29 protein-coding genes and 1 other RNA gene are annotated in these 24,046 nt (G+C 47.7%); 18 read left to right on the top strand and 12 right to left on the bottom strand.

From position 1 onward, the window contains the following. The first annotated feature begins 64 nt into the window (after nt 1-64). From ompA to ssrA, 4 genes are all read left to right on the top strand, one after another. On the top strand, nt 65-631 hold the full coding sequence (ompA, locus tag FD960_RS07555) for an outer membrane protein OmpA (protein ID WP_215298352.1): 567 nt from the start codon (nt 65-67) through the stop codon (nt 629-631). 98 nt (nt 632-729) lie between these two features. Next, nucleotides 730-1,419, top strand: coding sequence for a bifunctional 2-polyprenyl-6-hydroxyphenol methylase/3-demethylubiquinol 3-O-methyltransferase UbiG (gene ubiG, locus FD960_RS07560; RefSeq protein WP_215298353.1), 690 nt, complete (start codon nt 730-732; stop codon nt 1,417-1,419). A gap of 8 nt (nt 1,420-1,427) precedes the next feature. After that, the gene (locus FD960_RS07565) at nt 1,428-2,102 is read left to right on the top strand and encodes an HAD family hydrolase (RefSeq protein ID WP_215298354.1); all 675 of its coding nucleotides are present in this window, start codon (nt 1,428-1,430) and stop codon (nt 2,100-2,102) included. 79 nt (nt 2,103-2,181) lie between these two features. Then, nucleotides 2,182-2,540: a transfer-messenger RNA gene (gene ssrA, locus FD960_RS07570) on the top strand. A gap of 81 nt (nt 2,541-2,621) precedes the next feature. Here ssrA and FD960_RS07575 read toward each other — a convergent pair. Next, a complete protein-coding gene (locus FD960_RS07575; protein ID WP_215298355.1) occupies nt 2,622-4,373 on the bottom strand; it encodes an IlvD/Edd family dehydratase in 1,752 nt (583 codons plus the stop codon). 36 nt (nt 4,374-4,409) lie between these two features. Then, the gene (locus FD960_RS07580) at nt 4,410-5,384 is read right to left on the bottom strand and encodes a tripartite tricarboxylate transporter substrate binding protein (RefSeq protein ID WP_215300642.1); all 975 of its coding nucleotides are present in this window, start codon (nt 5,382-5,384) and stop codon (nt 4,410-4,412) included. Nucleotides 5,385-5,496: 112 nt separating this feature from the next. Here FD960_RS07580 and FD960_RS07585 point away from each other — a divergent pair, with 112 nt between their 5' ends. Continuing rightward, a complete protein-coding gene (locus FD960_RS07585) occupies nt 5,497-5,919 on the top strand; it encodes a VOC family protein (protein ID WP_215298356.1) in 423 nt (140 codons plus the stop codon). Nucleotide 5,920: 1 nt separating this feature from the next. Here the strand turns inward: FD960_RS07585 and FD960_RS07590 are convergent, their stop codons facing one another. Genes FD960_RS07590 through FD960_RS07600 form a run of 3 tightly spaced genes read right to left on the bottom strand, consistent with a single transcriptional unit; the run spans nt 5,921 to nt 8,681 of the window. Further along, on the bottom strand, nt 5,921-7,114 hold the full coding sequence (locus tag FD960_RS07590; protein ID WP_215298357.1) for a class I SAM-dependent methyltransferase: 1,194 nt from the start codon (nt 7,112-7,114) through the stop codon (nt 5,921-5,923). Between the two features lie 3 nt (nt 7,115-7,117). Further along, the gene (locus FD960_RS07595) at nt 7,118-7,669 is read right to left on the bottom strand and encodes a carboxymuconolactone decarboxylase family protein (RefSeq protein ID WP_215298358.1); all 552 of its coding nucleotides are present in this window, start codon (nt 7,667-7,669) and stop codon (nt 7,118-7,120) included. A 10-nt stretch (nt 7,670-7,679) separates the two neighbouring features. Further along, nucleotides 7,680-8,681 (bottom strand): tripartite tricarboxylate transporter substrate binding protein, encoded by a 1,002-nt coding sequence (locus tag FD960_RS07600; RefSeq protein ID WP_215298360.1) that lies wholly within the window; start codon nt 8,679-8,681, stop codon nt 7,680-7,682. A 90-nt stretch (nt 8,682-8,771) separates the two neighbouring features. Here FD960_RS07600 and FD960_RS07605 point away from each other — a divergent pair, with 90 nt between their 5' ends. Beyond that, a complete protein-coding gene (locus FD960_RS07605; protein ID WP_215298362.1) occupies nt 8,772-9,539 on the top strand; it encodes a sulfurtransferase in 768 nt (255 codons plus the stop codon). Nucleotides 9,540-9,550: 11 nt separating this feature from the next. Here the strand turns inward: FD960_RS07605 and FD960_RS07610 are convergent, their stop codons facing one another. After that, on the bottom strand, nt 9,551-9,853 hold the full coding sequence (locus FD960_RS07610) for an antibiotic biosynthesis monooxygenase (RefSeq protein WP_215298364.1): 303 nt from the start codon (nt 9,851-9,853) through the stop codon (nt 9,551-9,553). Between the two features lie 87 nt (nt 9,854-9,940). On the opposite strand from FD960_RS07610, the gene FD960_RS07615 reads away from it, so the two are divergent. Genes FD960_RS07615 through FD960_RS07640 form a run of 6 tightly spaced genes read left to right on the top strand, consistent with a single transcriptional unit; the run spans nt 9,941 to nt 15,408 of the window. Further along, entirely contained in the window at nt 9,941-10,939 is a 999-nt protein-coding gene (locus tag FD960_RS07615) for a tripartite tricarboxylate transporter substrate binding protein (RefSeq protein ID WP_215298366.1), read from the top strand. A 52-nt stretch (nt 10,940-10,991) separates the two neighbouring features. Then, nucleotides 10,992-12,365 carry an MmgE/PrpD family protein gene (locus tag FD960_RS07620; protein WP_215298368.1) on the top strand — a complete coding sequence of 458 codons (1,374 nt, stop codon included), beginning with the start codon at nt 10,992-10,994 and terminating at the stop codon, nt 12,363-12,365. 24 nt (nt 12,366-12,389) lie between these two features. Then, entirely contained in the window at nt 12,390-13,364 is a 975-nt protein-coding gene (locus FD960_RS07625; RefSeq protein WP_215298370.1) for a D-2-hydroxyacid dehydrogenase family protein, read from the top strand. Between the two features lie 12 nt (nt 13,365-13,376). Further along, nucleotides 13,377-13,916: a chromate transporter gene (locus FD960_RS07630; protein ID WP_215298372.1), complete on the top strand. Its 540-nt coding sequence runs from the start codon at nt 13,377-13,379 to the stop codon at nt 13,914-13,916. Then, entirely contained in the window at nt 13,913-14,434 is a 522-nt protein-coding gene (locus tag FD960_RS07635; protein WP_215298374.1) for a chromate transporter, read from the top strand. Before FD960_RS07630 ends, FD960_RS07635 begins: the two co-directional genes overlap by 4 nt. Beyond that, nucleotides 14,431-15,408 carry a tripartite tricarboxylate transporter substrate binding protein gene (locus FD960_RS07640; protein ID WP_215298376.1) on the top strand — a complete coding sequence of 326 codons (978 nt, stop codon included), beginning with the start codon at nt 14,431-14,433 and terminating at the stop codon, nt 15,406-15,408. Before FD960_RS07635 ends, FD960_RS07640 begins: the two co-directional genes overlap by 4 nt. A 16-nt stretch (nt 15,409-15,424) precedes the next feature. On the opposite strand, the gene crcB is transcribed toward FD960_RS07640, so the two are convergent. Genes crcB through FD960_RS07660 form a run of 4 tightly spaced genes read right to left on the bottom strand, consistent with a single transcriptional unit; the run spans nt 15,425 to nt 16,951 of the window. Next, entirely contained in the window at nt 15,425-15,802 is a 378-nt protein-coding gene (gene crcB / locus FD960_RS07645) for a fluoride efflux transporter CrcB (RefSeq protein ID WP_215298378.1), read from the bottom strand. Between the two features lie 10 nt (nt 15,803-15,812). Beyond that, nucleotides 15,813-16,592: a 4,5-DOPA dioxygenase extradiol gene (gene ygiD / locus FD960_RS07650; RefSeq protein ID WP_215298380.1), complete on the bottom strand. Its 780-nt coding sequence runs from the start codon at nt 16,590-16,592 to the stop codon at nt 15,813-15,815. 9 nt (nt 16,593-16,601) lie between these two features. After that, on the bottom strand, nt 16,602-16,739 hold the full coding sequence (locus tag FD960_RS07655) for a hypothetical protein (protein WP_215298382.1): 138 nt from the start codon (nt 16,737-16,739) through the stop codon (nt 16,602-16,604). Between the two features lie 44 nt (nt 16,740-16,783). Continuing rightward, nucleotides 16,784-16,951 (bottom strand): hypothetical protein, encoded by a 168-nt coding sequence (locus FD960_RS07660; RefSeq protein WP_215298384.1) that lies wholly within the window; start codon nt 16,949-16,951, stop codon nt 16,784-16,786. 28 nt (nt 16,952-16,979) lie between these two features. Between FD960_RS07660 and FD960_RS07665 the strand changes: the two genes are divergently transcribed. Both FD960_RS07665 and FD960_RS07670 read left to right on the top strand, forming a co-directional pair. Further along, nucleotides 16,980-17,642, top strand: a complete 663-nt coding sequence (locus tag FD960_RS07665; protein ID WP_215298386.1) for a site-2 protease family protein — start codon at nt 16,980-16,982, stop codon at nt 17,640-17,642. Nucleotides 17,643-17,733: 91 nt separating this feature from the next. Further along, nucleotides 17,734-18,186, top strand: coding sequence for a cytochrome c (locus FD960_RS07670; protein ID WP_215298388.1), 453 nt, complete (start codon nt 17,734-17,736; stop codon nt 18,184-18,186). Here FD960_RS07670 and FD960_RS07675 read toward each other — a convergent pair whose 3' ends face one another. Further along, entirely contained in the window at nt 18,187-18,867 is a 681-nt protein-coding gene (locus FD960_RS07675) for a cytochrome b/b6 domain-containing protein (RefSeq protein WP_215298390.1), read from the bottom strand. Nucleotides 18,868-18,912: 45 nt separating this feature from the next. Between FD960_RS07675 and FD960_RS07680 the strand changes: the two genes are divergently transcribed. After that, the gene (locus tag FD960_RS07680; RefSeq protein WP_215298391.1) at nt 18,913-20,118 is read left to right on the top strand and encodes an MFS transporter; all 1,206 of its coding nucleotides are present in this window, start codon (nt 18,913-18,915) and stop codon (nt 20,116-20,118) included. Between the two features lie 7 nt (nt 20,119-20,125). Here the strand turns inward: FD960_RS07680 and FD960_RS07685 are convergent, their stop codons facing one another. After that, nucleotides 20,126-21,067: a 3-hydroxyacyl-CoA dehydrogenase family protein gene (locus FD960_RS07685; RefSeq protein ID WP_215298393.1), complete on the bottom strand. Its 942-nt coding sequence runs from the start codon at nt 21,065-21,067 to the stop codon at nt 20,126-20,128. 84 nt (nt 21,068-21,151) lie between these two features. Here FD960_RS07685 and FD960_RS07690 point away from each other — a divergent pair, with 84 nt between their 5' ends. Genes FD960_RS07690 through FD960_RS07700 form a run of 3 tightly spaced genes read left to right on the top strand, consistent with a single transcriptional unit; the run spans nt 21,152 to nt 24,000 of the window. Then, the gene (locus FD960_RS07690; RefSeq protein WP_215298395.1) at nt 21,152-22,081 is read left to right on the top strand and encodes a 2-hydroxyacid dehydrogenase; all 930 of its coding nucleotides are present in this window, start codon (nt 21,152-21,154) and stop codon (nt 22,079-22,081) included. A gap of 12 nt (nt 22,082-22,093) precedes the next feature. Then, on the top strand, nt 22,094-23,020 hold the full coding sequence (locus tag FD960_RS07695) for a dihydrodipicolinate synthase family protein (RefSeq protein WP_215298396.1): 927 nt from the start codon (nt 22,094-22,096) through the stop codon (nt 23,018-23,020). Between the two features lie 29 nt (nt 23,021-23,049). Then, on the top strand, nt 23,050-24,000 hold the full coding sequence (locus FD960_RS07700) for a TAXI family TRAP transporter solute-binding subunit (protein WP_215298398.1): 951 nt from the start codon (nt 23,050-23,052) through the stop codon (nt 23,998-24,000). Nucleotides 24,001-24,046: the final 46 nt, after the last annotated feature.

Genomic DNA, 24,046 nt, shown 5'->3' on the forward strand with positions numbered 1-24,046 from the left:
CAAGGTAGGGCGAATTACATTTAAGTTTGACTTTAATTAAAAAAGAGATTTTTGAGGACTAAAAATGAACAAAACCCTAAAAGTGTTGCTAGCTTCTGTTATCACTGTTTCTGCTTCTGCAGCAATGGCTTCTGATAACTGGGAAAACAGCTCTGCATTGAACTGGAAGAACGGCGACGGCGCATTGTGCTGGCGTGACAACAACTGGACACCTGCTACTGCAGCTCCTGGTTGCGACGGCTGGTTAGGTAAAAAAGCTGACGGCGTTAGCCAAAGCAAGATCACTTTGCAAGCTGACACACTTTATGACTTCGACAAAGCTACATTGAAGCCAGAAGGCAAAGCTACATTGGACAAAATCGCTGCTGACTTAAGCAAGATCAAATTGGAAGTAATTATTGCTGTTGGTAACACTGATAGCGTTGGTACTGATGCTTACAACATGGCTCTCGGCCAGCGTCGTGCTCAGTCCGTTAAAGCTTACTTGGTAAGCAAAGGTGTTGACGGTAGCCGTATTTACACAGAATCAAAAGGCAAGAGCAATCCAGTTGCAAGCAATGCAACTGCTGAAGGCCGCGCTAAGAACCGCCGCACCGACATCGAAGTTGTTGGTACAGCTGCTGTTAAGTAATTCTTTTTACTTGTAAAAAAGCCCGCTTCTAGCGGGCTTTTTTATTTCCGCTATATTCGTATTTCATCTTTCCTTAAGCCCTATCTCCACAAATACCTATGAACGTCGATCAGTCTGAAATTGCTAAATTTAGCGCCCTAGCCCACCGCTGGTGGGATCCCAATAGTGAATTCAAGCCTTTACACGCGATAAATCCCTTGCGCCTCTCCTGGATCAAGTCTTTTATTGACCTAGAAGGCAAGAAAGTATTGGATGTAGGTTGCGGTGGCGGCATTCTGGCTGAATCGATCGCTCAATCGGGAGCCATCACCTGCGGCATCGATTTATCGGAAAAAGCGCTCAAGGTCGCCGAATTGCATGCCCTCGAAGTTGGGGCTGACCTTCAATACCGCTCTATTTCAGCTGAAGCGTTGGCCGAGGAAGAGCCGGAGCAATATGATGTGGTGACCTGCATGGAGATGTTGGAGCACGTTCCAGACCCTGCATCGGTAGTCAGAGCCTGCGCAAAACTCTGCAAACCGGGTGGCAAGCTGTTTTTTAGCACCCTTAATCGCAATCCAAAATCCTACTTATTCGCCATTATTGGCGCGGAATATGTCCTGCGTATGCTCCCTAAAGGCACTCACGAATATGCCAAATTCATTAAGCCCTCTGAATTGGTTGCGTTTACCCGCCAAGCAGGTCTCGAAATGATGGGCATGAAGGGTATGGTCTACAACCCCCTCACTCAGGTGTACAGCCTTGGTGATGATGTCGATGTGAACTACATGATTGCCGTGCGAAAGTAATTCAAAGTATGAGTAATCTATCCAGCCCTTACCAGGGGGTGTTTTTCGACCTTGACGGAACTCTTGCTGATACCGCTCCAGATCTCGTGGCCGCAGTAAATCAACTTCTGATCGCCAGAAATCTGGCGCCCAAGCAATATGAAATCTTACGCCCTTGCGCCTCCGCTGGAGCCAGAGGGCTTATTGGCGGAGCATTTGGCATTGATACCGAGCACCCCGATTTCATTGGCTTGCGAGATGAATTTTTCACCAATTATGAAAAGGGATTGCTCATCGATAGCAAATTATTTGAAGGCGTCGGTCACCTGCTGAATCAATTGGATAGCGCACAGCTCCCTTGGGGCATCGTTACCAACAAAAGCGAACGCTTTACCAACCCGCTCACCGACTTGATGGGACTGCGTCAGAGGGCTATATCCACGGTATCGGGCGATACCACGCCATACTCAAAACCACATCCTGAACCCATTCTGCATGCCGCAAGAATCGCCAATATCGACCCAGCTCAATCTCTCTATATTGGCGACGATATACGAGACATTGTTGCCGGAAAGGCTGCGGGTATGAAAACCATCGCCGCCGCCTACGGCTACTGTGGCTGTGAAGAGCCCCCAGAGGCATGGGGCGCTGATTATCTTGTTCAGCATCCGCTGGAGCTATTAAAAATCATCTTCCCTCAGTAGGGCTTATTTGGCAGTCTGCAAGATATCCAGCAATTTAAGGCTAAGAGCCTTAAAATAGAACTTCCAATGCATGAACTCCGGGGTCGACATGGTTTCGACGTGGATTACAAAGCATCAAGGGCATACCGAGGACCCGTTATCTCGTAAATCAATGGGAATGTAATAACTGCTAACGACGAACGTTACGCACTAGCCGCTTAATTGCGGTTGCCCCTGAACTGATTCTCTCTTGGGTCAGGTAGCGCAAGCTACATCAGGGTCATTTACAAGAGATAAGACTATCTCGAGTCACGAGGGATAGTACGAAAACTAAGTGAATCGCCAGCGTGGAACATGTCAATCTGTGACTAGCTGGCTAAATTAAATGATATGACTAAGTATGTAGAACTTGTTGTGGAGGATTTGCGGACGCGGGTTCGATTCCCGCCGACTCCACCATTTTGAAGTAAATTGATTCGCTCAATAGTCAAACGCCACCTTATTAGGTGGCGTTTTGCTTTTGATCTTTTTATTACCGACTCAACGCTTTGGCGTCTTACCAACCATCTTTACCGCTCTTAAGAAGTCGAAGTCCACACCCTTGTCAGCCTGGGTAACCGTATCTAAGAACAGCTTCAGATAACCACGCTCAGCAGTCGGCTCAACAACCGGATTTTCCTGCTCACGTTTAGCCAACTCTTCATCGGAGATTAATAGGCTAATCTCTCGATTTTTAACACTCAAACGAATGCGATCACCATTTTTCACATGAGCCAATGGTCCACCTACCGCAGCCTCTGGTGTCACATGCAACACGATAGTCCCAAAAGCGGTGCCACTCATGCGCCCATCGGAAATCCGCACAATATCTTTTACGCCAGCACGTGCGAGCTTCATTGGAATCGGAATATACCCCGCCTCCGGCATACCTGGGGCGCCTTTGGGCCCAATATTTTTTAGCACCAAAATATCGTCGGCAGTGACATCCAAGTCCGGACTATCAATACGGTTAGCGAGATCTTCGGAATTCTCAAAGACAACAGCTCGCCCTTCATGCTCCATGAGTTTTTCATTGGCAGCAGACTGTTTGATGATGGCGCCACCGGGCGCTAGATTGCCATGCAAGACAGCAATGCTTCCGCGCGGGTAAATAGGGTTATTAAATTGGCGCACTACATCTTGCCTAAAGCTTGGTGGAGCCGCATCAATTTCCTCACCCAAGGTACGGCCTGTAACCGTCATTGCATTTAACTTGAGAAGCGGCTTTAGTTCACGCAGTAAGGTTGTCATACCACCAGCATCATGGAAATTTTCCATATAGTGATCGCCTGATGGCTTGAGATCCACAAGCACTGGAGTTTCATCTCCCATTTTATCTAGCGCATCCAAATCAATCTCTAGACCCATGCGTCCAGCAATCGCCGCTAAATGGACAATGCTGTTAGTTGAACCACCGATTGCCAACAACACTCGCATTGCATTTTCAAAAGCATCAGCAGTCAGTACTTTATCGATCGTCAATCCATCTTTAGCCATTTGCACAGCTCGAGTACCCGTCTCTTCTGCAATACGAATGCGATCAGCGGTCACAGCTGGCGGGGTTGCTCCACCTGGCACCGTCATTCCCAATGCCTCAGAAATACAAGCCATCGTGCTAGCAGTGCCCATTACTGAGCAAGTACCTACGCTAGCAACCAGTTGATCGTTTACCTCATCCTTTTCGACTTCATCAATTTCACCGGCACGGAATTTCCCCCAATAGCGACGGCAATCTGTACAGGCGCCTACGCGCTCGCTTCGGTGAGAGCCTGTCAGCATCGAACCAGTAATTAACTGAATTGCAGGAAGACCTGCGGAAGCGGCACCCATCATTTGCGCAGGAACGGTTTTATCGCAGCCTCCAATCATGACGACTGCATCCATTGGTTGCGCACGCAACATCTCCTCGGTATCCATGGACATCAAATTGCGCAGATACATGCTAGTTGGAGCCGCGAAACTTTCATGAATAGAAATCGTGGGGAAATCCATCGGCAAGCCACCAGCCAACATCACCCCACGCTTAACCGCCTCAATTAATTGCGGCATATTTCCGTGGCAAGGGTTATAGGAGCTACCGGTATTAATAATTCCAATAACCGGTCTATCTAATGCGCTATTCGTGTAACCAGCACCCTTGATAAATGCTTTACGCAAAAACAAAGAGAAGCCTTTATCTCCGTAACTCGTTAAGCCTTTACGCAATCCACTTTCATTAGATTGTTTCTTCTCTTTGTCAGTATTACTTGTCATGATGAATTCTCTAGCTTAAAAAATAAATGGTGAAGCTTAGTCAGTCTTAATATCCGCTTCTTTAATCACTTTTTCCCAACGCTTTACTTCTGTATTGAGAAGCTCAGCGGCTTGCTTGGGCTTAGTTGGCGCGGCAGCATAAACACCCTGCTTTAAGAACGCTTCCTTTACTTCAGGATTTACCAATAACTTAGCGATAGCGGCATTCAACTGATCAATGATAGGGCTTGGTGTGCCTACTGGAGCCAACACACCAAAGGTTGAGCTGACTTCTAAACCAGGCATGCCTGATTCAGCGGTAGTAGGCACATCTGGCAACATTGAAATTCGCTTTGCTGTAGTCACTGCCAAGGGGCGCAATTGTCCTGCAGTAATGAACGGCAAGGCTGCTGGCACGGTTTCCACCATCATATTGACCTGGCCTGCGACCAAATCCGTCATTGCGGGGCCACTACCTTTATAGGGCACATGGGTAATTTTGACACCAGCCTCTTTTTGGAAAATTTCAGCGCCCATGCGTTGAGGCGCACCAGCGCCTGATGAGGCGTAATTTAACTTGTCTGGATTTGCCTTAGCGTAATCAACCAAACCTTTGAGCGTTCTTACCGGCACATTAGGATTAACAACCACCACCAACGGAACAGATCCCACAATCATGATTGGCGTGAAATCTTTCAGAATGTCGTAACGCAGCTTTCCTTTTTCTAAGGTCGCCATAGTGGAGTGAGATGTCACTGCACCCATCAATAGCGTGTAACCATCTGGCGTTGCTTTGGCTACAGCCTCGGCGCCAATATTGCCACCGGCTCCACCACGATTATCGACAAGCACCTGCTGACCCAGAGCTTCACCCAGACTTTTGGCCAAAATACGTCCAATGACATCAGTCGCTCCACCTGGTGGATAGGGAACAATCAGCTTAATTGGTTTATCTGGATAGGCAGCATGCGCCAATCCACTCAAAACCAACATGAGAAAGCCACATAGAATGGAACGGCAAACCTTGATCATTTGAAAAGTAAACATCTTGTCTCCGTTGAACAGCTTTATTTTTATGATCCCAATATACTAAACTTTGCCGGTAATAGCATTGATACAGTCCAACCCATCGCCAAGGATCAACATGTCGACCATTCAGCCCTTTCACCTCGCCTTTCCAGTAGATGATCTTGAGGCAGCACGCAAGTTCTATGGAAGCACCCTAGGCTGCGAAGAGGGTCGCAGCTCAGATAGATGGATTGACTTTAATTTCTTTGGACATCAACTGGTTGCCCACTTAGCTCCGGAAGAATGTGGTCACGTTGCGACTAGCGAAGTGGACGATCACCAGGTTCCAGCAAAACATTTTGGGGTTGTTCTGACGATGCAGGATTGGAATGTCTTGGCTGATCGTCTACGTAACAGCGGTATTAAGTTTGTGATGGAGCCCCAAATTCGATTTAAGGGGAAAGTGGGGGAGCAAGCGACGATGTTTTTTATGGATCCCGCTGGCAATGCCCTCGAGTTCAAAGCTTTCGAAGACCCTGCCCAACTATTTGCGAAATGAACTAAGTTTTAATGCCCAGGCGCCATAAAGAAGTAACCTCCGCAGACCGGGCGAAGTAGAGTAGATCAGTCTCGCTGGACGCTTTAGGGTGCTTAGGTCTAGTATCCACCCTACCCAACACCACCAAACCAGATTGCTCAATCCATTCAAGCAACTCTTTCCGGGTTCTTAGGCCTAAGTGCTCAGCCAAATCTGACAGAATGAGCCATCCCTCACCGTCAGCGACTACATGTTCGCTCAGGCCATTTAAGAACCCTTTTAGCATCCGACTATCTGGATCATAGACCGCATGTTCGAGAGAAGAACTGGGTCTAGCTGGAAGCCATGGTGGATTGCATACAACTAAAGAAGCTCTTCCCTCTGGAAATAAATTGGCCTTCACGATTTCTACCTGTGAACCCAATTCCAAATGCTCGATGTTTTCTTGAGCACAAACTAAAGCGCGCTCATCCATATCGGTAGCGACAATTTTCTGCACACCCCTCAGAGCCAAAATAATCGATAAGACGCCGGTACCCACGCCAATATCAAAAGCAATCGATTCTTCATTCAATGATTTTGGTAAAGGTGTATTGCAAATGAGCTCAATGTATTCGCCGCGAACTGGCGAAAAAACGCCATAGTGGGGATGAACGAAAATGGGCTCACCCTCGCTATCCGCAAGAATTGGCACGCCATTCTTGCGCCACTCATGAGCGCTAATGACACCCAAGAGTTCGCGCAATGAAATAACATAGGACTCTGACACGGCACCATAAGCTTCCAAACAAGCCAGAGATACATCAGGCGCCCGTCTAAGAGAAATGGTGTGATCAGCATTGCATTCAATTAATAACATTCCCAGTATGCGAGCGCGCTGGGAATGAATGAGGCGATGTTGATTAAAAATATCGGTCGCGGTTTTTTGGACGGCCTCATTAGATGACTTATCAACCCGCTTACCAGCACGCTTCGATTTCTTAGAGGGCTTATCGATCCGCCTCACCAAAGCTTGTAAAAGTTGACGGGCATTCTGAAAATCACCCCTCCAAAGAATAGCCGTACCTTCGCATGCCAAACGATAAGCATCATCAGCCGTCAACGTATCGTCAGCGATCACAACCCGCTTATGCGGCGCTATGCCATTTTCAGAATGCCAATGCGCAACGCGAGTTTGGTTACCCTCCTCCCACTGCAACATGCTTGCTAGAGTCATGACTTACTCAGGAGGGTGCTCCTCAGGCGTGACGTCCAATGCAATTAAGAAACGTGACACCATGTTGTAAGCAGCGATCACGCTAACCAACTCTACCGTATCCGTATTTCCTAGGGCCGCTTGAAGACGCTTCATGAGACCACTATCTACCTTGATATTGCGCGTCATCTGATAAGTTAACTCGGCAGCATCTCTCTCCACCGGACTAAATAAATCGGCAGGAAAAGTGGGTTGGCCAATCAAACGTAATGCCTGCACCTGCTGTTCCGTACCACCCGCTTTTATAAACGGGGGTGCGTGATGAAAGAACTCATACTCAGCACCGTTCAGAACAGCCACTCCACACATCGCCAGCTCACGCAGTTTTGGATCTAATGCAAGGTTATTGCGAATCTCACCAATAAAGTGATTCCAGCCTTCAGCAATGGGCACGCTATGCAACAGCATGCGATCCAGATTAATAAATTGACCGCCACGACGCTGGCGAATCGCTGCCACTAGGTCTGCAGGCTCAGCCAAATCCATTGGCTGATAGGGGATTAAACGTTCACTCATCTTTATTCTCTTATTGCGTTTCTCTAATATTGTTCTCAATCACAAACTTACCCCACACCGCAATTTGCTTACCAATAAAGTCTCGCAATGTTTCGGGATTGCCTGCAACAATCTCAATGCCCTGGGCTTTTAACTTCTCAGCTACAGCAGGCGTTTTCAAGGCTTTAGTGACTGCTTGATTCATGGCATTCACAATGACCGGAGGAGTCTTGCCTGGAGCAAGAACAGCCCACCATGCTGGCGCATTAAAGCCAGGGAAACCACTTTCAGAGATCGTCGGCACATTTGGCAATGCAGGTGAGCGTTTAGCGGTAGTAATTACCAAAGGAATAACGCCGCCACTATCAATATGCGGCTTAACTAAAAATTCAGAACCTACGGCCAATGGAACCTGACCGCCCAACACATCCTGCATCAAAGGGCCACCGCCACGATAAGGAATGTGATTCCAGTCAAACCCAGCCTGCTTAGCAAGGCGAGCCATCGCTAAATGCCCCAAACTACCGATACCAATTGAGCCATAGCTAAATTGTTTGCCGGCTTTAGATTGATCAACCAGTTGCTTAAAGCTGGTAATTCCAGACTTCTTACTGGCAACCAGCACCATTGGGGATGTGCCAATCAAAGTAACCGGGGCAATATCCTTAATCGTGTCATACGGAAGCTTATCTTTAAGGCTTGGATTGACGCCATGGGTATCAAATACCACCGCAAAGGTATAGCCATCGGGATCGGAGCGAGTCATAGCTGCCGTACCAATTACGCCAGATGCCCCACCAATGTTCTCCACAATCACATTTTGCTTTAGCTCCGCCTGAAGGGCTGGGGCCAGGGTACGAGCCACCTGATCCACCGAACCACCTGGCGGGAAAACCGCAATCAAGCGAATGGGCTTTTGGGTAGGCCAAGTACCAAGACCGGCAGTTTGTGCGTTCGCAATAATTGAGCTGGCTGACATCAAAAGCAAGCCCAGGAATAGGGCCTTTTTAGCCATTTTTTTGAAAATCGTCATCGCTTTGTCTCCATCGATTAAGACTGCAAGATTACCACCCCTCATGGCGGCTTGCTCGATAATAGAAGGCGTAGCCAAAAGGAATTAAAGATGAAGCCAATTTTGAACATTGCCGCCTATTTATTTGTCAGCCTGGACAACTTAACTGAGCTCCGCGCCAAAATATTGGATGAGTGCAATGCCTGCCAACTCAAGGGCACCATTTTGCTCACCGGCGAAGGCATCAACATGTTTCTTGCTGGAAAAGAGGCTGAGTTACGCGGCTTTTTAGATTGGTTACGCCTAGATCCTCGTTTCTCACCCTTAGAAGCTAAAGAGAGCTGGTCAGAAACACAGCCGTTTAAGAAGATGTTGATCAAGATTAAAAATGAAATTATTCGCATGAACCATCCAGCGATTCGTCCTGAAGAGGGTCGAGCCAATTTCATCACCCCCAAGAAACTACAAGAGTGGCTTGATCGCGGCACCGATGACTTAGGACGTCCCGTGGTCATGATTGATACACGCAATGCGTTTGAAGTGGACTATGGAACGTTCGACAATGCCCTGCACTTCAATATCAATAAATTTACCGAATTTCCAGAGGCGATTTCCGAGCACAAAGAGGCCTTAGCCGATAAAACATTAGTGAGTTTTTGCACTGGTGGAATACGTTGTGAGAAGTCAGGGTTGTACATGCGTGAAATCGGCATGCAACATAGCTACCAGCTTGAGGGCGGCATCCTTAAATACTTTGAGGAAGTTGGCTCAGCGCACTATACGGGTAGTTGCTTTGTGTTTGATGAACGCGAAGCATTGGAGCCCAACCTGGATTCCATCCCAGTGGAGAACTCCATCCGCAAAAAACTCAAGGCTTAAAACAGGAAATCTTAGGCCGATTTTCCTACGAGCGTGCAGTGCTCAACCACGGGTGGCTTAGCAAAAAATGGGCCCACAATTGCGCGCCATTCGGTAAAGGCCTCTGATCCACGAAAATCCACTGTGTGATTCTCCATAGTTTCCCAATAGATTAATAACAAATAGCGGGCTGGATTTTCAACACTACGGTTCACCTTAAATCCACGAAATCCCTTGGATTTAGCAATAACCGTATTTACCCCGCGCAAGATCGCCTCCTCAAATTGAGCGGCCTTACTTGGGTCAATTTCAATATCACAGTGCTCCAAAATCATCAGAACTTCCTTTTGAAAATATTTTTTAGATCAATAGTAAAATCATCTACATAATAAGATTAAATTAAAAATCATAGGACTTGAGACATGTCTAATACCCTTAATCGGCAAATGCCGATTTTTTTATCCGCCTTAATTATTTGCGCTATTAACCTCACAACGAGTTCAAATGTTGCAGCGCAATCAGCCGGCTATCCCAATAAACCTATCAAACTCATCGCCCCAGTAGCAGCTGGTGGTGGCCTAGATAACATTGCTCGAGCACTGGCAGAGCGTATGTCCAAATCCATTGGGCAGACTATCATTGTGGACAACATGGGCGGCGGCGGAGGTTCCATTGCTTCGCAGTCGGTTGCAAAGGCTGCCCCAGATGGATATACCTTGATGGTGGCTTACGTTGGCACTCACGGCACAAACCCAGCCGTCCGCAAACTACCTTACGATGCTATTAAAGATTTCACCCCGATCGGCATGATTGGTGCGACACCGAATGCGCTCATCATTAATCCAGACTTACCCATCAAAAACTTTAAAGAGTTTGTTGAGTACGCCAAAAAGAATCCGGACAAACTCAGCTATGGTTCTGCAGGTCCCGGCACTTTGACGCACCTGGGAATGGAGCAATTAAAACTGGCAGCTGGTATTTCCATGGTTCACGTGCCGTATCGCGGTGTGGGGCCAGCCTATACGGATTTGCTTGCTGGTCAAACTCAGGCAATGCTCCCGACTCTTTTTGCTGCAGTACCCTATCTCAATACCAACCGCGTTCGTGGACTAGCCATTACAGGATCAAAAAGAAATCCTGCGGCACCGAACATTCCCACTTTTAAGGAGCTTGGTTATAGCGGCTTTGATGGACAACAATGGTATGGCCTGGTGGGCCCCGCAAACCTTCCCCCAGCAGTTGTTCAAAAACTCAATGCGGAGCTGAACAAGGCTCTGGCACTACCTGATTTTTCTGAGAAGATGGCGAGCGAGGCGCTCACCTTAATGCCTATGTCTCCGCAACAATTTGAAGTCTATATAAAAGAAGATATTGCTCGCTGGAAGAAGGTGGCAAAAGAACGCAATATCGAGCTGGAATAAATCCATTCAACATTTTTAATTCATTCATTACTTACTAGATATAGGAAATATCATGTCTCACGCTATTCAGGCAGCAGCCGACCTCAATGCTCCACCAGTGACTAAAATTTTGGCGGACTTTGTTACATCCCATCCTAGCCAAGGATGGACTCCTGAAGTGGATCACGAGGCGCATCGCACATTCTTAAACTGGCTAGGATGCGCAATCGGTGCGGCAAATCATGAAAGCGTTGAATCCTCATTGGCGGCGATTCGTGAGTTTCAACCAGCGCCACAAGCAAGCATTCTGGGGCGCAAAGATCGTGTTGATATGGGTGGTGCAGCACTCATTAACGGTATTAGCTCACACACTTTTGACTTTGATGACACCCATCTCAAGACCGTGATTCACCCAGCCGGGCCAGTTGCCTCTGCCATTCTGGCATTAGGCGAGCATCTGAATGCCAATGGCCGTCAAATCATTGACTCACTCATTCTAGGTATTGATGTGGCTTGTCGTGTTGGCAATGCAATGTATCCAGACCACTACCATCGCGGCTGGCACATCACCGGCTCAACTGGCATGCTTGGTTCGGCTGCCGCTTGTTCACGCATGATGGGGCTAGATGCGCAAAAAACGACTATGGCCCTGGGCATCGCTGCATCCCAACCGGTTGGCATGCGTGAACAATTTGGCACAATGACTAAACCATTTCATCCAGGTGGTGCAGCGCGCGCAGGCCAACTTTCCGCGCTATTGGCGAAGCATGGCTTCACCGCGAGTCCAAAAGCCCTAGAAGCGGGTCGTGGCTATATGCAAACCGTATCCACCAAGTGCGACTGGTCAGAAATTGATCGTGCGCTAGGCAAATCCTTTGAGATTTCATTAAACACCTATAAACCTTTTGCTTGCGGAATTGTGATTCACCCAGCCATTGATGCTTGCGCGCAACTGAAAGCGCAAGGCGTGAAAGCAGAAGATGTAGAGCGCATTGAACTTCGAGTTCACCCACTCGTACTAGAACTCACCGGCAAGAAAACTCCCAAAGATGGTCTTGAAGGGAAATTCAGCGTCTATCACGGTTGCGCTGTTGGCCTCATCTTTGGTCAAGCAGGCGAAGGCGAATATGCCGATGAGATTGTCAATCGCCCTGACGTCGTTGCATTACGCGCCAAGGTGAATGCTACGACCGATACCTCTATTAGCGAAGCATCAGTAGACGTGAAGGCAATTCTCAAAGACGGCAAAGAAGTGCATATCTTTGTTAAGAACGCGATTGGCTCTGTCGAGAATCCAATGAGCGATGCCAATCTTGAACAAAAATTCACTAGCCTGGCTGAACCTGTAATTGGCGCAGAAAAAACACGTCAACTGATTGCTGCTTTATGGAAACTGGGCGACGCACCTGACCTCAAGAAGATTTTGAGCCTTTGCACTCCAGACTAAAACTATTTTAAGAATCCAATCATCATGACTCAACTACCAAACATTGTCATCTTAGGTGACTATGAACGCGCCCTTCGCCACTTCTCCCGATGGGATAAGCTCGAGCAGAATGCAAATCTCACCATTCATCATGAACCGCTTCGCGATGAAGCGCTCTATGAAGCAGTGAAAGATGCTGATGCTATTGCTATCGTGCGTGATCGGTCTCCATTCAACGAGGCGATGATTGCCAGGTTGCCTAAACTCAAGTTCCTGATGTTTACAGGCGAACGTAATGGAACGTTGGAAGCAGCCGCCCTGGTATCTAGAAATATTCCCATGGCTTGCACACCGGGCGGACCTTCCAAAGAAACTACCGCTGAATTAACTTGGGCTTTAATTCTCGGAGCATCCAAACGACTGATTGAGCAAAACGCATTAATTGCTCATGGCGGTTGGCGCGACGAATTATCAGTACTTCCGATGCTCTCAGGCCAACGACTCGGAATTATGGGTTTAGGTGCGATTGGTAGTCGAGTAGCTCGAGTTGGTCACGCATTTGGCATGGAGGTGGTCACCTGGAGCCCACGGATGACGCCAGAACGTGCTGCCGCAGAGAATGCAAAATCTGTCACTCTCGATGAATTACTCAGCACCTCTAAGGTGGTTACCATGCATCTCGTGGCGGGCCCAGGAACCAAAGGAATCATTAGCGCTGATCAATTAGCCTTGATGCGCCCTGACTCTATTTTGATCAATACCTCTCGGTCAGCCCTCATTAATATGCCGGATTTATGCGCGGCACTTAAAAAAGGCGCCCCTGGTCAAGCAGCAGTCGACGTCTTTGATGTTGAGCCTTTGCCAAAAGATGATCCCTTACGCAACACTCCCAACCTATTAACAACGCCCCACCTCGGATTTATCGCTGAACCGATCTTTGAAACTTTCTCCCGAGGAATCACAGAGACACTTGAGGCATGGTTAGATCAAAAGCCTGTCCCACATCCATTTAAACCTTAACACTCAATCAACGTGAAAACGCTTAGCCCAGCCCAGCTGTTCCTTAGCTTCAGCAAAATCGGGATGTCTGGTTTTGGCGGGGTACTTCCCTGGGCCCGTCGAACCTTGGTTGAGCAGGATAAGGTGCTGAGCTCCGAGGAATTCAGCGCCATTCTTGGCATCTGTCAAATCGTTCCAGGCCCAAATATTGTTAATTTGGCAGTGTGTATTGGATCCCGTTTTGGCGGGGCCATGGGAGCTGCTGCCGCAGTGCTGGGGTTAACGCTTGGACCTATTTGCATCGTGATGCTACTGGCGGTTTTATATCAACATTACAGCGGTTTAGAGCAGGTCCAAGGACTTCTCCGAGGAATCTCGGCAGTTGGGGTTGGATTAATCGCATCAACTGGTTTTAAGATGTTGCGAGATGAATTCAAATTTCCCGCAATGTTATTGGTGGTGGCAATTACCATCATCTGCGCAAGCTACTTTCACTTAGGTCTTGGCTGGGTTGTATTGCTCGCCTCACCGCTCGCCTTTTTCCTAGGGCGCAAGAAAGCCCATAAGCTATGAGCGTTTTATTTAGCTTATTTCTAAAGCTATCCGCCTTTTCCCTAATTGCATTTGGCGGAGTAAATGCACTTCTTCCAAGTCTGCTCGATTTAGCGGTGACCCAAGAGCATTGGATTGATCTTCAAACATTTGCGGATTATTTTGCGATTGCGCAGGCTGCGCCTGGTCCCAATTTCATGACAGTCACCTTGATTGGGTGGCATGTGTATGGCGTATTAGGCGCTCTAATCGCGACATTCGCAATTGCATGGCCATCATCAATCTTGATCTTCTTTCTGCAACGCATGATTCTAGGAATGAGTGATCAGCACAAGAAAAAAACTATTCAATATGCCGCAGCAAGTCTTGCAATCGGCCTAGTTCTCTCTTCGGCTTGGCAAATCGCATTGCAAATCAACCACAGCTATGCCGCTTACGCACTCACTTTGGGCACTATCGGCATCACTTTATTTACACGCTGGCATCCTTTATATTTAATTGGAATTGGTGCAATTTTAGGAATACTGGGACTCATATGAAAATTAAGTTGCTTTTTAAAATCTCTATTCTGTGTGCAGCAATGTTTGCATCTAGCTCAAATCAAGCGCAAACAAACTACCCCAATAAACCGATTAATTTAGTAGTACCTTATGGCGCAGGCGGTAGTGCTGATGCTCGCAGTAGACAACTTGCCCAGAAAATGAGTGTTCTTCTTAAGCAACCCATCATCGTCGATAACAAACCTGGCGCCGGAGGCAATATCGGCACTGAATTTGTTGCGAGATCAGCGCCAGATGGCTACACCATCGGCATGGGAAATTTTGCGCCTATGGCAGTCAATAAGACGCTCTTTGGCACACTGCGCTACGATCCTGAAACCGATCTCAGCCCCATTATTTTGATCGAAAAAGGTCCACTCGTTTTAGTGGTTAATCCAAACTCGCCATATAAAACTATTCAAGACATTGTTACCGCAGCTAAAGCAAAGCCCGGCACTCTAACCTTCTCTTCTGGCGGGATTGGTGGAAGCCATCAACTATCTGCTGAACTCTTTATGCAAAACGCGGGAATCAAGATGATTCACGTGCCTTACAAGAGTGGATCTGCAGCACTGACCGATCTTATGGGCGGCAATGTCGATATGATGTTCGATCAAATGTATTCAGCGGTTCCTAGTATTAAGGCTGATAAACTGCGCCCTATCGCCATCACCAGCAAAAAACGTTCACCCCTACTACCGAATGTTCCTAGCTTTGCAGAAGTTGGTTATCCCAAGGTTGAAGTATTGAACTGGCAAGGATTTATCGCGCCAGCAAAGACACCGAAACCCATTATTGATAAGCTCAATGCCGCAGCGAATGAAGCCCTAAAAGATCCACAACTTCGCGAGCTGATGCTCTCTCAAGGAAATGAAATTGGAGGCGGCACTCCAGCAGAATTTGCGGCCCTCATTAAATCGGAAGCTGCCAAATGGAGCGCTGTAGTCAAAACCGGAAACATGAAACCAGAGTAAGCCCCGCAGGGAGGGCTTACTTGAGTGCTTGGTAGGTCAATATACCCAAGAGCGTTAAAGCCAAAGAACCAATCAAATGCAGCAATGCCGTACCCAGAGCCCAAGTGGCCTCGCCGCGCTGCATAAAGCCCACTACCTCCGCAGAAAAACTAGAGAAGGTAGTAAGTCCTCCCAAAAATCCGGTAATCACGAATAACTTCCACTCAGGAGAAAGACTGGGATTGTTGCCAAAAAAAGCAACGGCGATTCCGATCAGGTATCCACCCACCATATTGGATATAAAAGTCCCTAAGGGAAGCGTGGAGGCAAAACCAACTGTGGCCAAATTGAAACCAGCCCGCAACAAAGCGCCCAGACCGGCGCCACAGAAAATTGCAAGAATGGATGGCCACATAAATTAATCTCTACTCAACAGTAAACGCAAGCATGCTGATTGAGCCCATCTCCAAACCATCTATTAACACCCTTGCTTCCTCATCCTTTTCTTGCAGAGCAAGCACATACAAGGCGGGCCAATAATGCTCAGGGGTGGGAATAGATAAATGGCCAGCATCCCCAAACTGCTCCCAGTGAATCAAAGGCTCATGATGATTCGCCTTCATCTCAGAAATAAAAAATTCATTAAATTCTGTTGCCCAGGGGAATGGTTCGGAGTCTCCTCCCCAGCGAATCGTACGTAGATTGTGGACAACATTACCGCTAGCGAGAATCAAAATATTTTCATCACGCAAGGGGCGTAATTTTTTAGCCAACTCATAGTGCTCGCTGGCAGACATTGCGCCATCTAGACTAAGCTGAACCACAGGAACATCCGCATCGGGATAGAGATACTTCAGAACCGACCAAGCACCATGATCAATACCCCATTCATTCTCTTCAAGAACAACGGGGACATCTAATAGCTCTTTGACGCGATCGGCGAGCGCAGGACTACCTGGCGCAGGATATTGAATATCAAACAGTGCCTGCGGAAATCCACCAAAGTCATGAATCGTTTTGGGCTTAGACATTGCGGTAACCCAAACACCGCGTGTCACCCAATGCGCCGAGATCACCAAAATAGCATCGGGGCGCTTGAGAGACTTGCCTAGAGCAGACCAAGCCGCTGTATAGCGGTTGGGCTCAATGGCGTACATCGGACTGCCATGGCCAGCAAATACCGCAGGTTGGCGGTGGCTAGTCATGAACAATGATTAACCGAATACGTAACCAGTGTGAGCTGCAACCAATGCAAACAAAATAGCCAAGCTAGTAGCGACTGCCAACATCACGATCAAAGTGATGATCTTTTTGTTGATTTCGTCTTTCGACTCGTTATGCCATTCGTTCATGCTAAATCCTCATTAAGTACATTAATTAGTGGGTCAATTATCCACTATCGGCCGCGGCCGGCCTTGCGCATCATGCCTTTTCCGCCACCAAAGCCAGCTTGAGGCCTGCCACCGGGGCCAGATGGGCCTTTTGGGGCCGGCGGACGGGCAGGAGGCTTAGCGGTTATGGGCTTAGCCGGGGTTTTTGGGTCAGTTTTTTTATCGTCAGTCACTTTTTACTCCTATGGATATCATATTGCCATGATTACTGACTATTCTATCCAAGCCGTCGCCATTAATGCGATTCCTTTGATTTTTGCCATTACGATCCATGAGGCGGCTCATGGGTATGCTGCCCGACGGTTTGGCGATAACACGGCCTATCTGCTTGGGCGGGTCAGCCTCAACCCCGCTAGGCATATTGATCCCGTAGGGACTATTCTGATCCCCTTATTGCTGATTTTGACAGGATCGCCATTTTTGGTTGGCTATGCCAAACCAGTTCCGGTGAACTTTGGACGCCTGCACAATCCCCGCATCGACTCTATTTGGGTCGCTTTGGCTGGCCCAGGGTCCAATTTGATCCAAGCGCTCATCTGGCTAAGCCTCCTCATTGTTTTTGTTGGGGTTGGTGTTAATGAAAAGTTCCTCATCGCCATGTCCCAAGCTGGAATTAGCTGGAATCTCGGATTACTAGTATTCAACCTATTTCCACTGCCGCCACTAGATGGAGGTCGGGTACTCGCCAGCCTGTTGCCGGCACGGCAATCGATTGCCCTGGGAAAACTTGAGCCTTGGGGCTTCTTTATCGTCCTTGGCCTAGTCTTCACCGGCATTATTGGCAGCCTCTGGATGACGCCTCTCATGGCCTTTTTTGAATGGGTCATCCTGCTCCTGACGAGCCCCTTGCGATTGATTTTCTGAAGAATCCCAAGTGCATCAATTCAGGTTCGGGAGTATGCTGAGCATACGAAGTTCCGAGCCTCTTTTTCGAAAACATTACCGGAGTCCAACCATGAAATTTAAAAAAATTGTTTTACTTGCTCTCGCGCCAACATTGCTAGCTAGCGCAGGCATTGCTTTTGCCCAATTCCAAAAACCAGATGATGCGATCAAATATCGCAAAAGCGTCTTCACGGTGATGGCGAATTCTTTTGGAAAAATTGGCGCAGTAGTAAAGGGCGAAGCTCCCTACAATAAAGATGAAGTTGCTAAAAATGCAGCGGTGGTTGCAATGCTCTCCTCCTTGCCATGGCAAGCCTTTGGCCCAGGCACTGAAGGTGGTAGCGCACTGCCAGAGGTGTGGTCAGACAGCGCCAAATTCAAATCCGCAGCGGACAAAATGCAAGTCGCAGTAGCCAACCTCAATACTGCCGCACAGTCAGGCGATCAGGATGCCATTAAGAAAGCTTTTGGCGCAGCTGGCGCTACTTGCAAAGGCTGTCATGACGACTTTAAGAAGAAATAATTAGGCTGTAATGAAGTAACCCAGAATCACAGCAATAAGGCTAAGCAGCAGCAAAGCAAGGCCGCGTTGCAAACCTCTATCCTTAGAGGCGTGACCCAAGTCAGCAGTCAGATATTTTGACTCCTCGCTTGGGTCAATTTCTTTATCGCCCAAGATCATCGGACCAATCAAATTGTCGCCTTTAAACTTTTGATAGTAGAGGATTGCGCATAAATGCAAAACAATCAAAATAATTAAGATCTTTTCATTGAGATGATGGAGCGAAGTTAAAAACTCAACCGTCCCACTAGAAACATACTTCGCAAATGGCCCTTCAAAGGCAATATCGTCATTCGCAAACAAGCCAGTAACCGCTTGCAATCCAATTGAAGTAAGTAGCGCTAAGACCGACAGTGCGCCCAATGGATTGTGACCAAGAGATGCCTTGGAACCACCAGATATATAAGTGAATAAGCGACGCGGACTTGGAATGAAATGAACAAAGCGTGCGTGATGAGATCCTACAAACCCCCAGCAAATCCGAAAGACAACTAGCACAAGAATGCAGTAGCCCAAGATCGCATGCCATTCCATGGCATTGCCACCAATTTCGACTGTAATAAAGCTAGCCACGATACAGGCGACTAAGAGCCAATGAAATAGTCGGATAGGGAGGTCCCAGATACGGATAAGTTTTTTCATCCCTCAAGCATAAATCACAAGGCCCGTTACACTTATCAATAATTCATGAAAGCCAGTCAAGCCTTTAAAACTCTGCTGATCTACCGCGTAGGCGCAACCCTAAGCTACCAGATCATGATGGTCGCTGTCGGCTGGCACCTCTACGAAATCACCAATAGCGTGGTTTCGCTAGGGCTCGTTGGACTGGCAGAGCTGGTTCCATATTTCGCCTTGGCGCTATATGCAGGCCACGCCGTCGATCACCACTCCCGTAAACTGATAGCAGCCATCGCCTGTATTCTGCACATTGCTGTCGGATTATTTTTAACTATCATTGCACTAGGCTGGCTATCACCACCCGTGCCGCTGATATACACCGCAGTGGCAATTCTTGGGTTGGCTCGCGCCCTATTAAGACCCTCATATCAAGCAATCTTTGGACAGATCATCCCCCGAGAACAAATGGCGCGCTATACCGCTTATGCATCTTCCGCATTCCAGATTTGCGTAGTGGCAGGCCCAGGCCTAGGTGGCCTGATGATTGGTTTTGCAGGGTTGGAATGGACTTACGCATTGGCCGCCATCTTTGGGATCATTGGTTTATATGGCATCACATTTATTCGAATCATCCACGAAAAACCGATAGGCTTAAATACAAACTTCCTAAAGAGTTTTTTTGAGGGCTTTCATTACGTCAGAAAACATGAATTAATTCTGGGAATCATGGCTTTGGATATGTTTGCCGTTCTCTTTGGCGGCGCAGTATCTATCCTGCCGGCCTTTGTAAAAGAGGTGCTCAACGCCGGTCCTGAGACCCTAGGGATTTTGAGAGCGGCTCCCGCAGCCGGCGCAGTAATTACCGGCATTTACTTGGCGCGCCACCCCCTCATGGAAGATTCTGGAAAGCATTTATTTCTATCGGTAGGTGGCTTTGGAGTAGCGATCATTGCCTTTGGACTATCCAGTAATTTATGGCTGTGCGCCCTCTTTCTATTTATTTCTGGTTGCTTTGATTCCATCTCGGTAGTCATCCGCGGCAGCATCATGCAACTCACAACGCCCGATCACATGCGCGGCAGAATCAGCGCGATCAATGGCATTTTTATTGGCTCTTCCAATGAATTAGGCGCACTTGAATCGGGTCTTGCCGCAAGCTTGATGGGGCTAGTACCCTCTATTGTGTTTGGCGGAGTAGCCACTATCGCAGTGGTGGCGCTCACTTATCAACTCGCGCCCCACCTCCGAAAATTAAATCTAAAAGATCTTGCCTAAGCAGCGACTACTTAATCTCTGGCAATTCTTTTTGAATAATCTTCAAGCCAGCACGTAAAGCTTCCTGATAGCGCTCACGTTCAGCCTTCATCGATTCCGCCGTCCAGGAATAAAAACCTTCACCTGTTTTCATGCCAAATTTGCCGCTGGCAATCCGATCGCTTAAACATTTCGCAATGGTAGGAGAGTTATTGAGGGTGGGGTAAATCGTTGCGCCACCGGCACCATGGACCTCAAGCCCCGCATGATCTCTTTGCATGGCCGGCCCAGCAGCGATATAACGAAAACCGAAACCAAAGCGGACAGCCTTATCGATATCTTCCAAACTCGCAATCCCTGCATCTACCATCGCAAAAGCCTCGCGAGATAGGGCGTGTTGCAGGCGGTTTGCCAAGAAGCCAGGCAGATCTTTTTTGACGGTCACGGGAACCATGCCGCAGGCAGTCATCAAACGAGACAGACTCTCGCCAACCATAGGAGAAGTCTTCTCTCCATAAACCACTTCCACGCAAGGCACTAAATGCGCAGGCATAAAGAAGTGCAAACCAATCATGCGCGCCGCAGTTTTCAAGCCGCTGGCAATTTGGCTAATCGGAAAGCTTGTGCTATTACTTGCTAGCACCGCCTCCGGTTTTGCGTACTGTTCTAACTTCGCGAATAACTCCTGTTTAATATCCAAACGCTCTGGAACGCATTCAATCACGAGATCGATATCCGACCAATCAACCTCTTCAAGAGATCCAGCTACAGTCAACAAATGAATGCGGTGTTCATAACCCAAATCCATCATGGTGTTGCTGAAATAATCTGGCAGCAAAGCACGGCGCTCGGTAGTCGGCTCCACCACCTGTACCGCACATCCTCCGCGAGCACATACGGCGGCCACATCAGCGCCCATAGTGCCACCACCAACAACCACCACTTTTGTTTCAGATGGGGTAAATAGCATTTACATTTCTCCTTGAGCAGCAAGATGAGGATTACAAATCCTCTTACAATGCTTTCATTATTCCAATAAAAAAGTAAGTGAGACATGATCCCAGTCAATTCGGTACTGCAGGTCGGCCAATTTCCAGAAATAATGCAGGCGGAAATTGATAAGCGGCTCAGCACGACCAAACTTCTAGACCCTCAAGGCAAGGTCCCTGAGGGAAACTTCACAGCCATCCTGACGCGCTCAAACACCACCATTCCGACAGGATTGCTAGCGCAATTACCCCAGGTGCAGATGGTGGCAACTTGTGGGGTTGGGTATGACAACCTTCCCCTCCCCGCCCTCAAGGAAAAGGGAATTAAAGCTAGCAATACTCCGGGAGTACTGAATGATGCCGTTTGCGAACTGGCATTTGGCATGCTATTTGGCCTCTTACGCCGCATCCCTGAGTCGCAAGAGTTTGTGAAAAGTAAGGCATGGTCAAAAGCGCCCTTCACAATTACCACCACGCTTGCCGGGAAGCGAGTGGGTATAGCCGGCATGGGACGGATTGGCCAGGATTTAGCGAAACGCTTAGAGCCCTTTAAAGTGCATTTAGCCTATACCGGCCCCACCCGCAAGGAAGTGCCTTACGAGTACTACCCGAGCATTAAAGTATTAGCGCAGGCATGTGATGTTCTGATCCTCGCTTGCCCCGCTACCCCAGAAACGGACAAGATGGTAAACGCGGAAGTATTAGATGCCTTAGGAACCAAGGGCTTTCTCATCAATATTGCGCGCGGCAGTGTCGTCGATGAAGCCGCACTTTTAGTTGCACTGCAGCAAAAAAAGATTGCTGGAGCGGCGCTCGATGTATTTGAAAATGAACCAAATCCAAACATTGGCTTCTTAAATATTGATAATGTCTTATTAACTCCTCATATTGGTAGCGCAACATTAGAAACGCGACAATTGATGACAAATTTAGCAATAGACAATTTAGAAGCTTTTTATAATCAACAGCCACTTCTTACAGAAGTAAAAAATTAAATTGGAGTCAGCATGACAATTTCCTTACACCCTTCAACATTGCCTGCGGTACTTTCACCAGTACTCACCCCTTTTAAAGAAGATGGCAGTCCAGATGCGAAAAAATTACTAAAACAATGTCAATGGCTCGAAGCGAATGGCGTAGGTCAAGCAATCTTTGGAACTAACTCCGAAGCAAACTCCATGTCAGCGCCTCAAAAAATGAGCACACTGACTACGCTCGTTGAAGGCGGCCTCAATCCAGCCCATATGATGCCCGGGACTGGCGCCACTTCTATTGATGCCACAGTCAATATGACCCGCCATGCGGTTCAACACAAATGCGCTGGCGTGTTGATGTTGCCTCCGTTCTATTACAAAGATGTTACTGATGATGGTCTGTTTGCCTACTTCTCAGAAGTCATTCAAAAAGTTGGTGATGCTGGTTTACAAATTTATATCTACAACATTCCACCGGTTACCAAAATCAATTTAAGCCTTTCATTGTTGGAGCGCTTGGTAAAAGAATATCCAAAGACAGTAGTGGGCATGAAAGACAGCTCCGGTGATTGGGCGTACACAGAGTCCGTTATTAAATTACTAGCACCATCTGGTTTCCGCGTTTATGCAGGTAGCGAGGTATTCCTGATGCGTGCTTTGCGAGCTGGCGGCGTAGGATGCATCTCCGCTACTGCTAACGTAAACCCTAGGGCGATCGCTGAATTGGCTGCGCACTGGAAGGAATCTGACGCAGATCAACGCCAAGCCGGGTTAGACCAAGTACGCTCCATCTTTGCTCAGTACCAAATGATTGCTGGCATGAAAACAGCAGTTGCGCATTACAGCAAAGATCCTGAGTGGTTGCGCGTACGTCCACCACTCATCCAACTTAGCGCAGATCAGCAGGCGAAGTTATTGAGCGAGTTGGAAAAAATCAATTTCAGCATGCCGGGCCTTTAATTAAATAGACAGATAGCGGAGACAAGACAATGAAAGTTTTTAAAGTAATTGCCGTATCACTTGGATTAATGTGGGGCATCGCCCAAGCACAAAACATCTCGATCGCAACTGGCGGCACTGGCGGCGTCTATTACCCAATGGGTGGCGGCCTTGCATCAGTTCTTTCTAGCAAAGTTCCGGGAATGAGTGCCACTGCTGAAGTCACTGGTGGATCAGTAGACAACCTCAATCTCATTGGCACAGGCAAGCCTTACGTTGGCTTCTCTATGGCCGATGCTGCTAAAGATGCTCAAGTGGGCGAAGGTAAATTTACTAATAAGAAAATCGACTTACGCACCCTCTTAATTCTTTACCCTAACTTAATGCACGTCGTGACCGTTGACTCCACTGGCATTAAATCCATGAAGGACTTAAAAGGGAAGCGCATCAGTACTGGAGCACCAGGCAGCGCAACCGAAGTAATGGCCTTCCGCCTACTAGAAGCTGCAGGCCTGGACAAAGATAAAGATGTGAAGCGTGAGCGTTTGAGCGTAGCCGAATCTGTGAATGCGGTAAAAGACCGCAAGATTGATGCTTTCTTCTGGGTTGGTGGCTTACCAACAGCAGCCGTCACTGACTTGGCTAATAGCCCTGGTATGAAAATCGTGATGGTAGACACTACCGATGAAGTGCCCATCATGAATAAAAAATATGGAAATCTGTATTTCCCAACTGTGATTCCTAAAGCGACCTACAGTGGCATGACTAAGGACAATAAAGCTGCTGCAGTTGCTAACATCTTGGTTGTCAACGCCAATATGCCTGATGCAGAAGCTTACAAAATTGTTAAAGCTGTTTTTGACAATAAATTGGAGTTAGTGCGTACACATCAAGAGTATATGAATGTGACTCTGGAGAACCAAAAGCAAAAATCCACGCCAATTGATTTTCACCCTGGCGCTTTAAAGTTCTTTAAAGAAAAAAATGTAAAAGTAAATTAAGTAATTCGCCAAAGAGAGTGGACCACCACTCTCTTTGGTCTTAGTG

Source organism: Polynucleobacter sp. AP-Nino-20-G2, from assembly GCF_018688235.1.
GTDB lineage: Bacteria > Pseudomonadota > Gammaproteobacteria > Burkholderiales > Burkholderiaceae > Polynucleobacter.

Bases quoted from the DNA above. Each gene is read 5' to 3' on its own strand.
- FD960_RS07595 (WP_215298358.1), bottom strand. From the start codon at position 7,669: ATGAGTGAACGTTTAATCCCCTATCAGCCAATGGATTTGGCTGAGCCT.
- FD960_RS07600 (WP_215298360.1), bottom strand. From the start codon at position 8,681: ATGACGATTTTCAAAAAAATGGCTAAAAAGGCCCTATTCCTGGGCTTG.
- FD960_RS07575 (WP_215298355.1), bottom strand. From the start codon at position 4,373: ATGACAAGTAATACTGACAAAGAGAAGAAACAATCTAATGAAAGTGGA.
- FD960_RS07655 (WP_215298382.1), bottom strand. From the start codon at position 16,739: ATGAACGAATGGCATAACGAGTCGAAAGACGAAATCAACAAAAAGATC.
- FD960_RS07590 (WP_215298357.1), bottom strand. From the start codon at position 7,114: ATGACTCTAGCAAGCATGTTGCAGTGGGAGGAGGGTAACCAAACTCGC.
- crcB (WP_215298378.1), bottom strand. From the start codon at position 15,802: ATGTGGCCATCCATTCTTGCAATTTTCTGTGGCGCCGGTCTGGGCGCT.
- FD960_RS07640 (WP_215298376.1), top strand. From the start codon at position 14,431: ATGAAAATTAAGTTGCTTTTTAAAATCTCTATTCTGTGTGCAGCAATG.
- FD960_RS07685 (WP_215298393.1), bottom strand. From the start codon at position 21,067: ATGCTATTTACCCCATCTGAAACAAAAGTGGTGGTTGTTGGTGGTGGC.
- FD960_RS07615 (WP_215298366.1), top strand. From the start codon at position 9,941: ATGTCTAATACCCTTAATCGGCAAATGCCGATTTTTTTATCCGCCTTA.
- FD960_RS07565 (WP_215298354.1), top strand. From the start codon at position 1,428: ATGAGTAATCTATCCAGCCCTTACCAGGGGGTGTTTTTCGACCTTGAC.
- FD960_RS07675 (WP_215298390.1), bottom strand. From the start codon at position 18,867: ATGAAAAAACTTATCCGTATCTGGGACCTCCCTATCCGACTATTTCAT.
- FD960_RS07625 (WP_215298370.1), top strand. From the start codon at position 12,390: ATGACTCAACTACCAAACATTGTCATCTTAGGTGACTATGAACGCGCC.
- FD960_RS07585 (WP_215298356.1), top strand. From the start codon at position 5,497: ATGTCGACCATTCAGCCCTTTCACCTCGCCTTTCCAGTAGATGATCTT.
- FD960_RS07690 (WP_215298395.1), top strand. From the start codon at position 21,152: ATGATCCCAGTCAATTCGGTACTGCAGGTCGGCCAATTTCCAGAAATA.
- FD960_RS07700 (WP_215298398.1), top strand. From the start codon at position 23,050: ATGAAAGTTTTTAAAGTAATTGCCGTATCACTTGGATTAATGTGGGGC.
- FD960_RS07635 (WP_215298374.1), top strand. From the start codon at position 13,913: ATGAGCGTTTTATTTAGCTTATTTCTAAAGCTATCCGCCTTTTCCCTA.
- FD960_RS07665 (WP_215298386.1), top strand. From the start codon at position 16,980: ATGATTACTGACTATTCTATCCAAGCCGTCGCCATTAATGCGATTCCT.
- ubiG (WP_215298353.1), top strand. From the start codon at position 730: ATGAACGTCGATCAGTCTGAAATTGCTAAATTTAGCGCCCTAGCCCAC.
- FD960_RS07680 (WP_215298391.1), top strand. From the start codon at position 18,913: ATGAAAGCCAGTCAAGCCTTTAAAACTCTGCTGATCTACCGCGTAGGC.
- FD960_RS07610 (WP_215298364.1), bottom strand. From the start codon at position 9,853: ATGATTTTGGAGCACTGTGATATTGAAATTGACCCAAGTAAGGCCGCT.
- ygiD (WP_215298380.1), bottom strand. From the start codon at position 16,592: ATGACTAGCCACCGCCAACCTGCGGTATTTGCTGGCCATGGCAGTCCG.
- FD960_RS07620 (WP_215298368.1), top strand. From the start codon at position 10,992: ATGTCTCACGCTATTCAGGCAGCAGCCGACCTCAATGCTCCACCAGTG.
- FD960_RS07605 (WP_215298362.1), top strand. From the start codon at position 8,772: ATGAAGCCAATTTTGAACATTGCCGCCTATTTATTTGTCAGCCTGGAC.
- FD960_RS07670 (WP_215298388.1), top strand. From the start codon at position 17,734: ATGAAATTTAAAAAAATTGTTTTACTTGCTCTCGCGCCAACATTGCTA.
- FD960_RS07695 (WP_215298396.1), top strand. From the start codon at position 22,094: ATGACAATTTCCTTACACCCTTCAACATTGCCTGCGGTACTTTCACCA.
- ompA (WP_215298352.1), top strand. From the start codon at position 65: ATGAACAAAACCCTAAAAGTGTTGCTAGCTTCTGTTATCACTGTTTCT.
- FD960_RS07580 (WP_215300642.1), bottom strand. From the start codon at position 5,384: ATGATCAAGGTTTGCCGTTCCATTCTATGTGGCTTTCTCATGTTGGTT.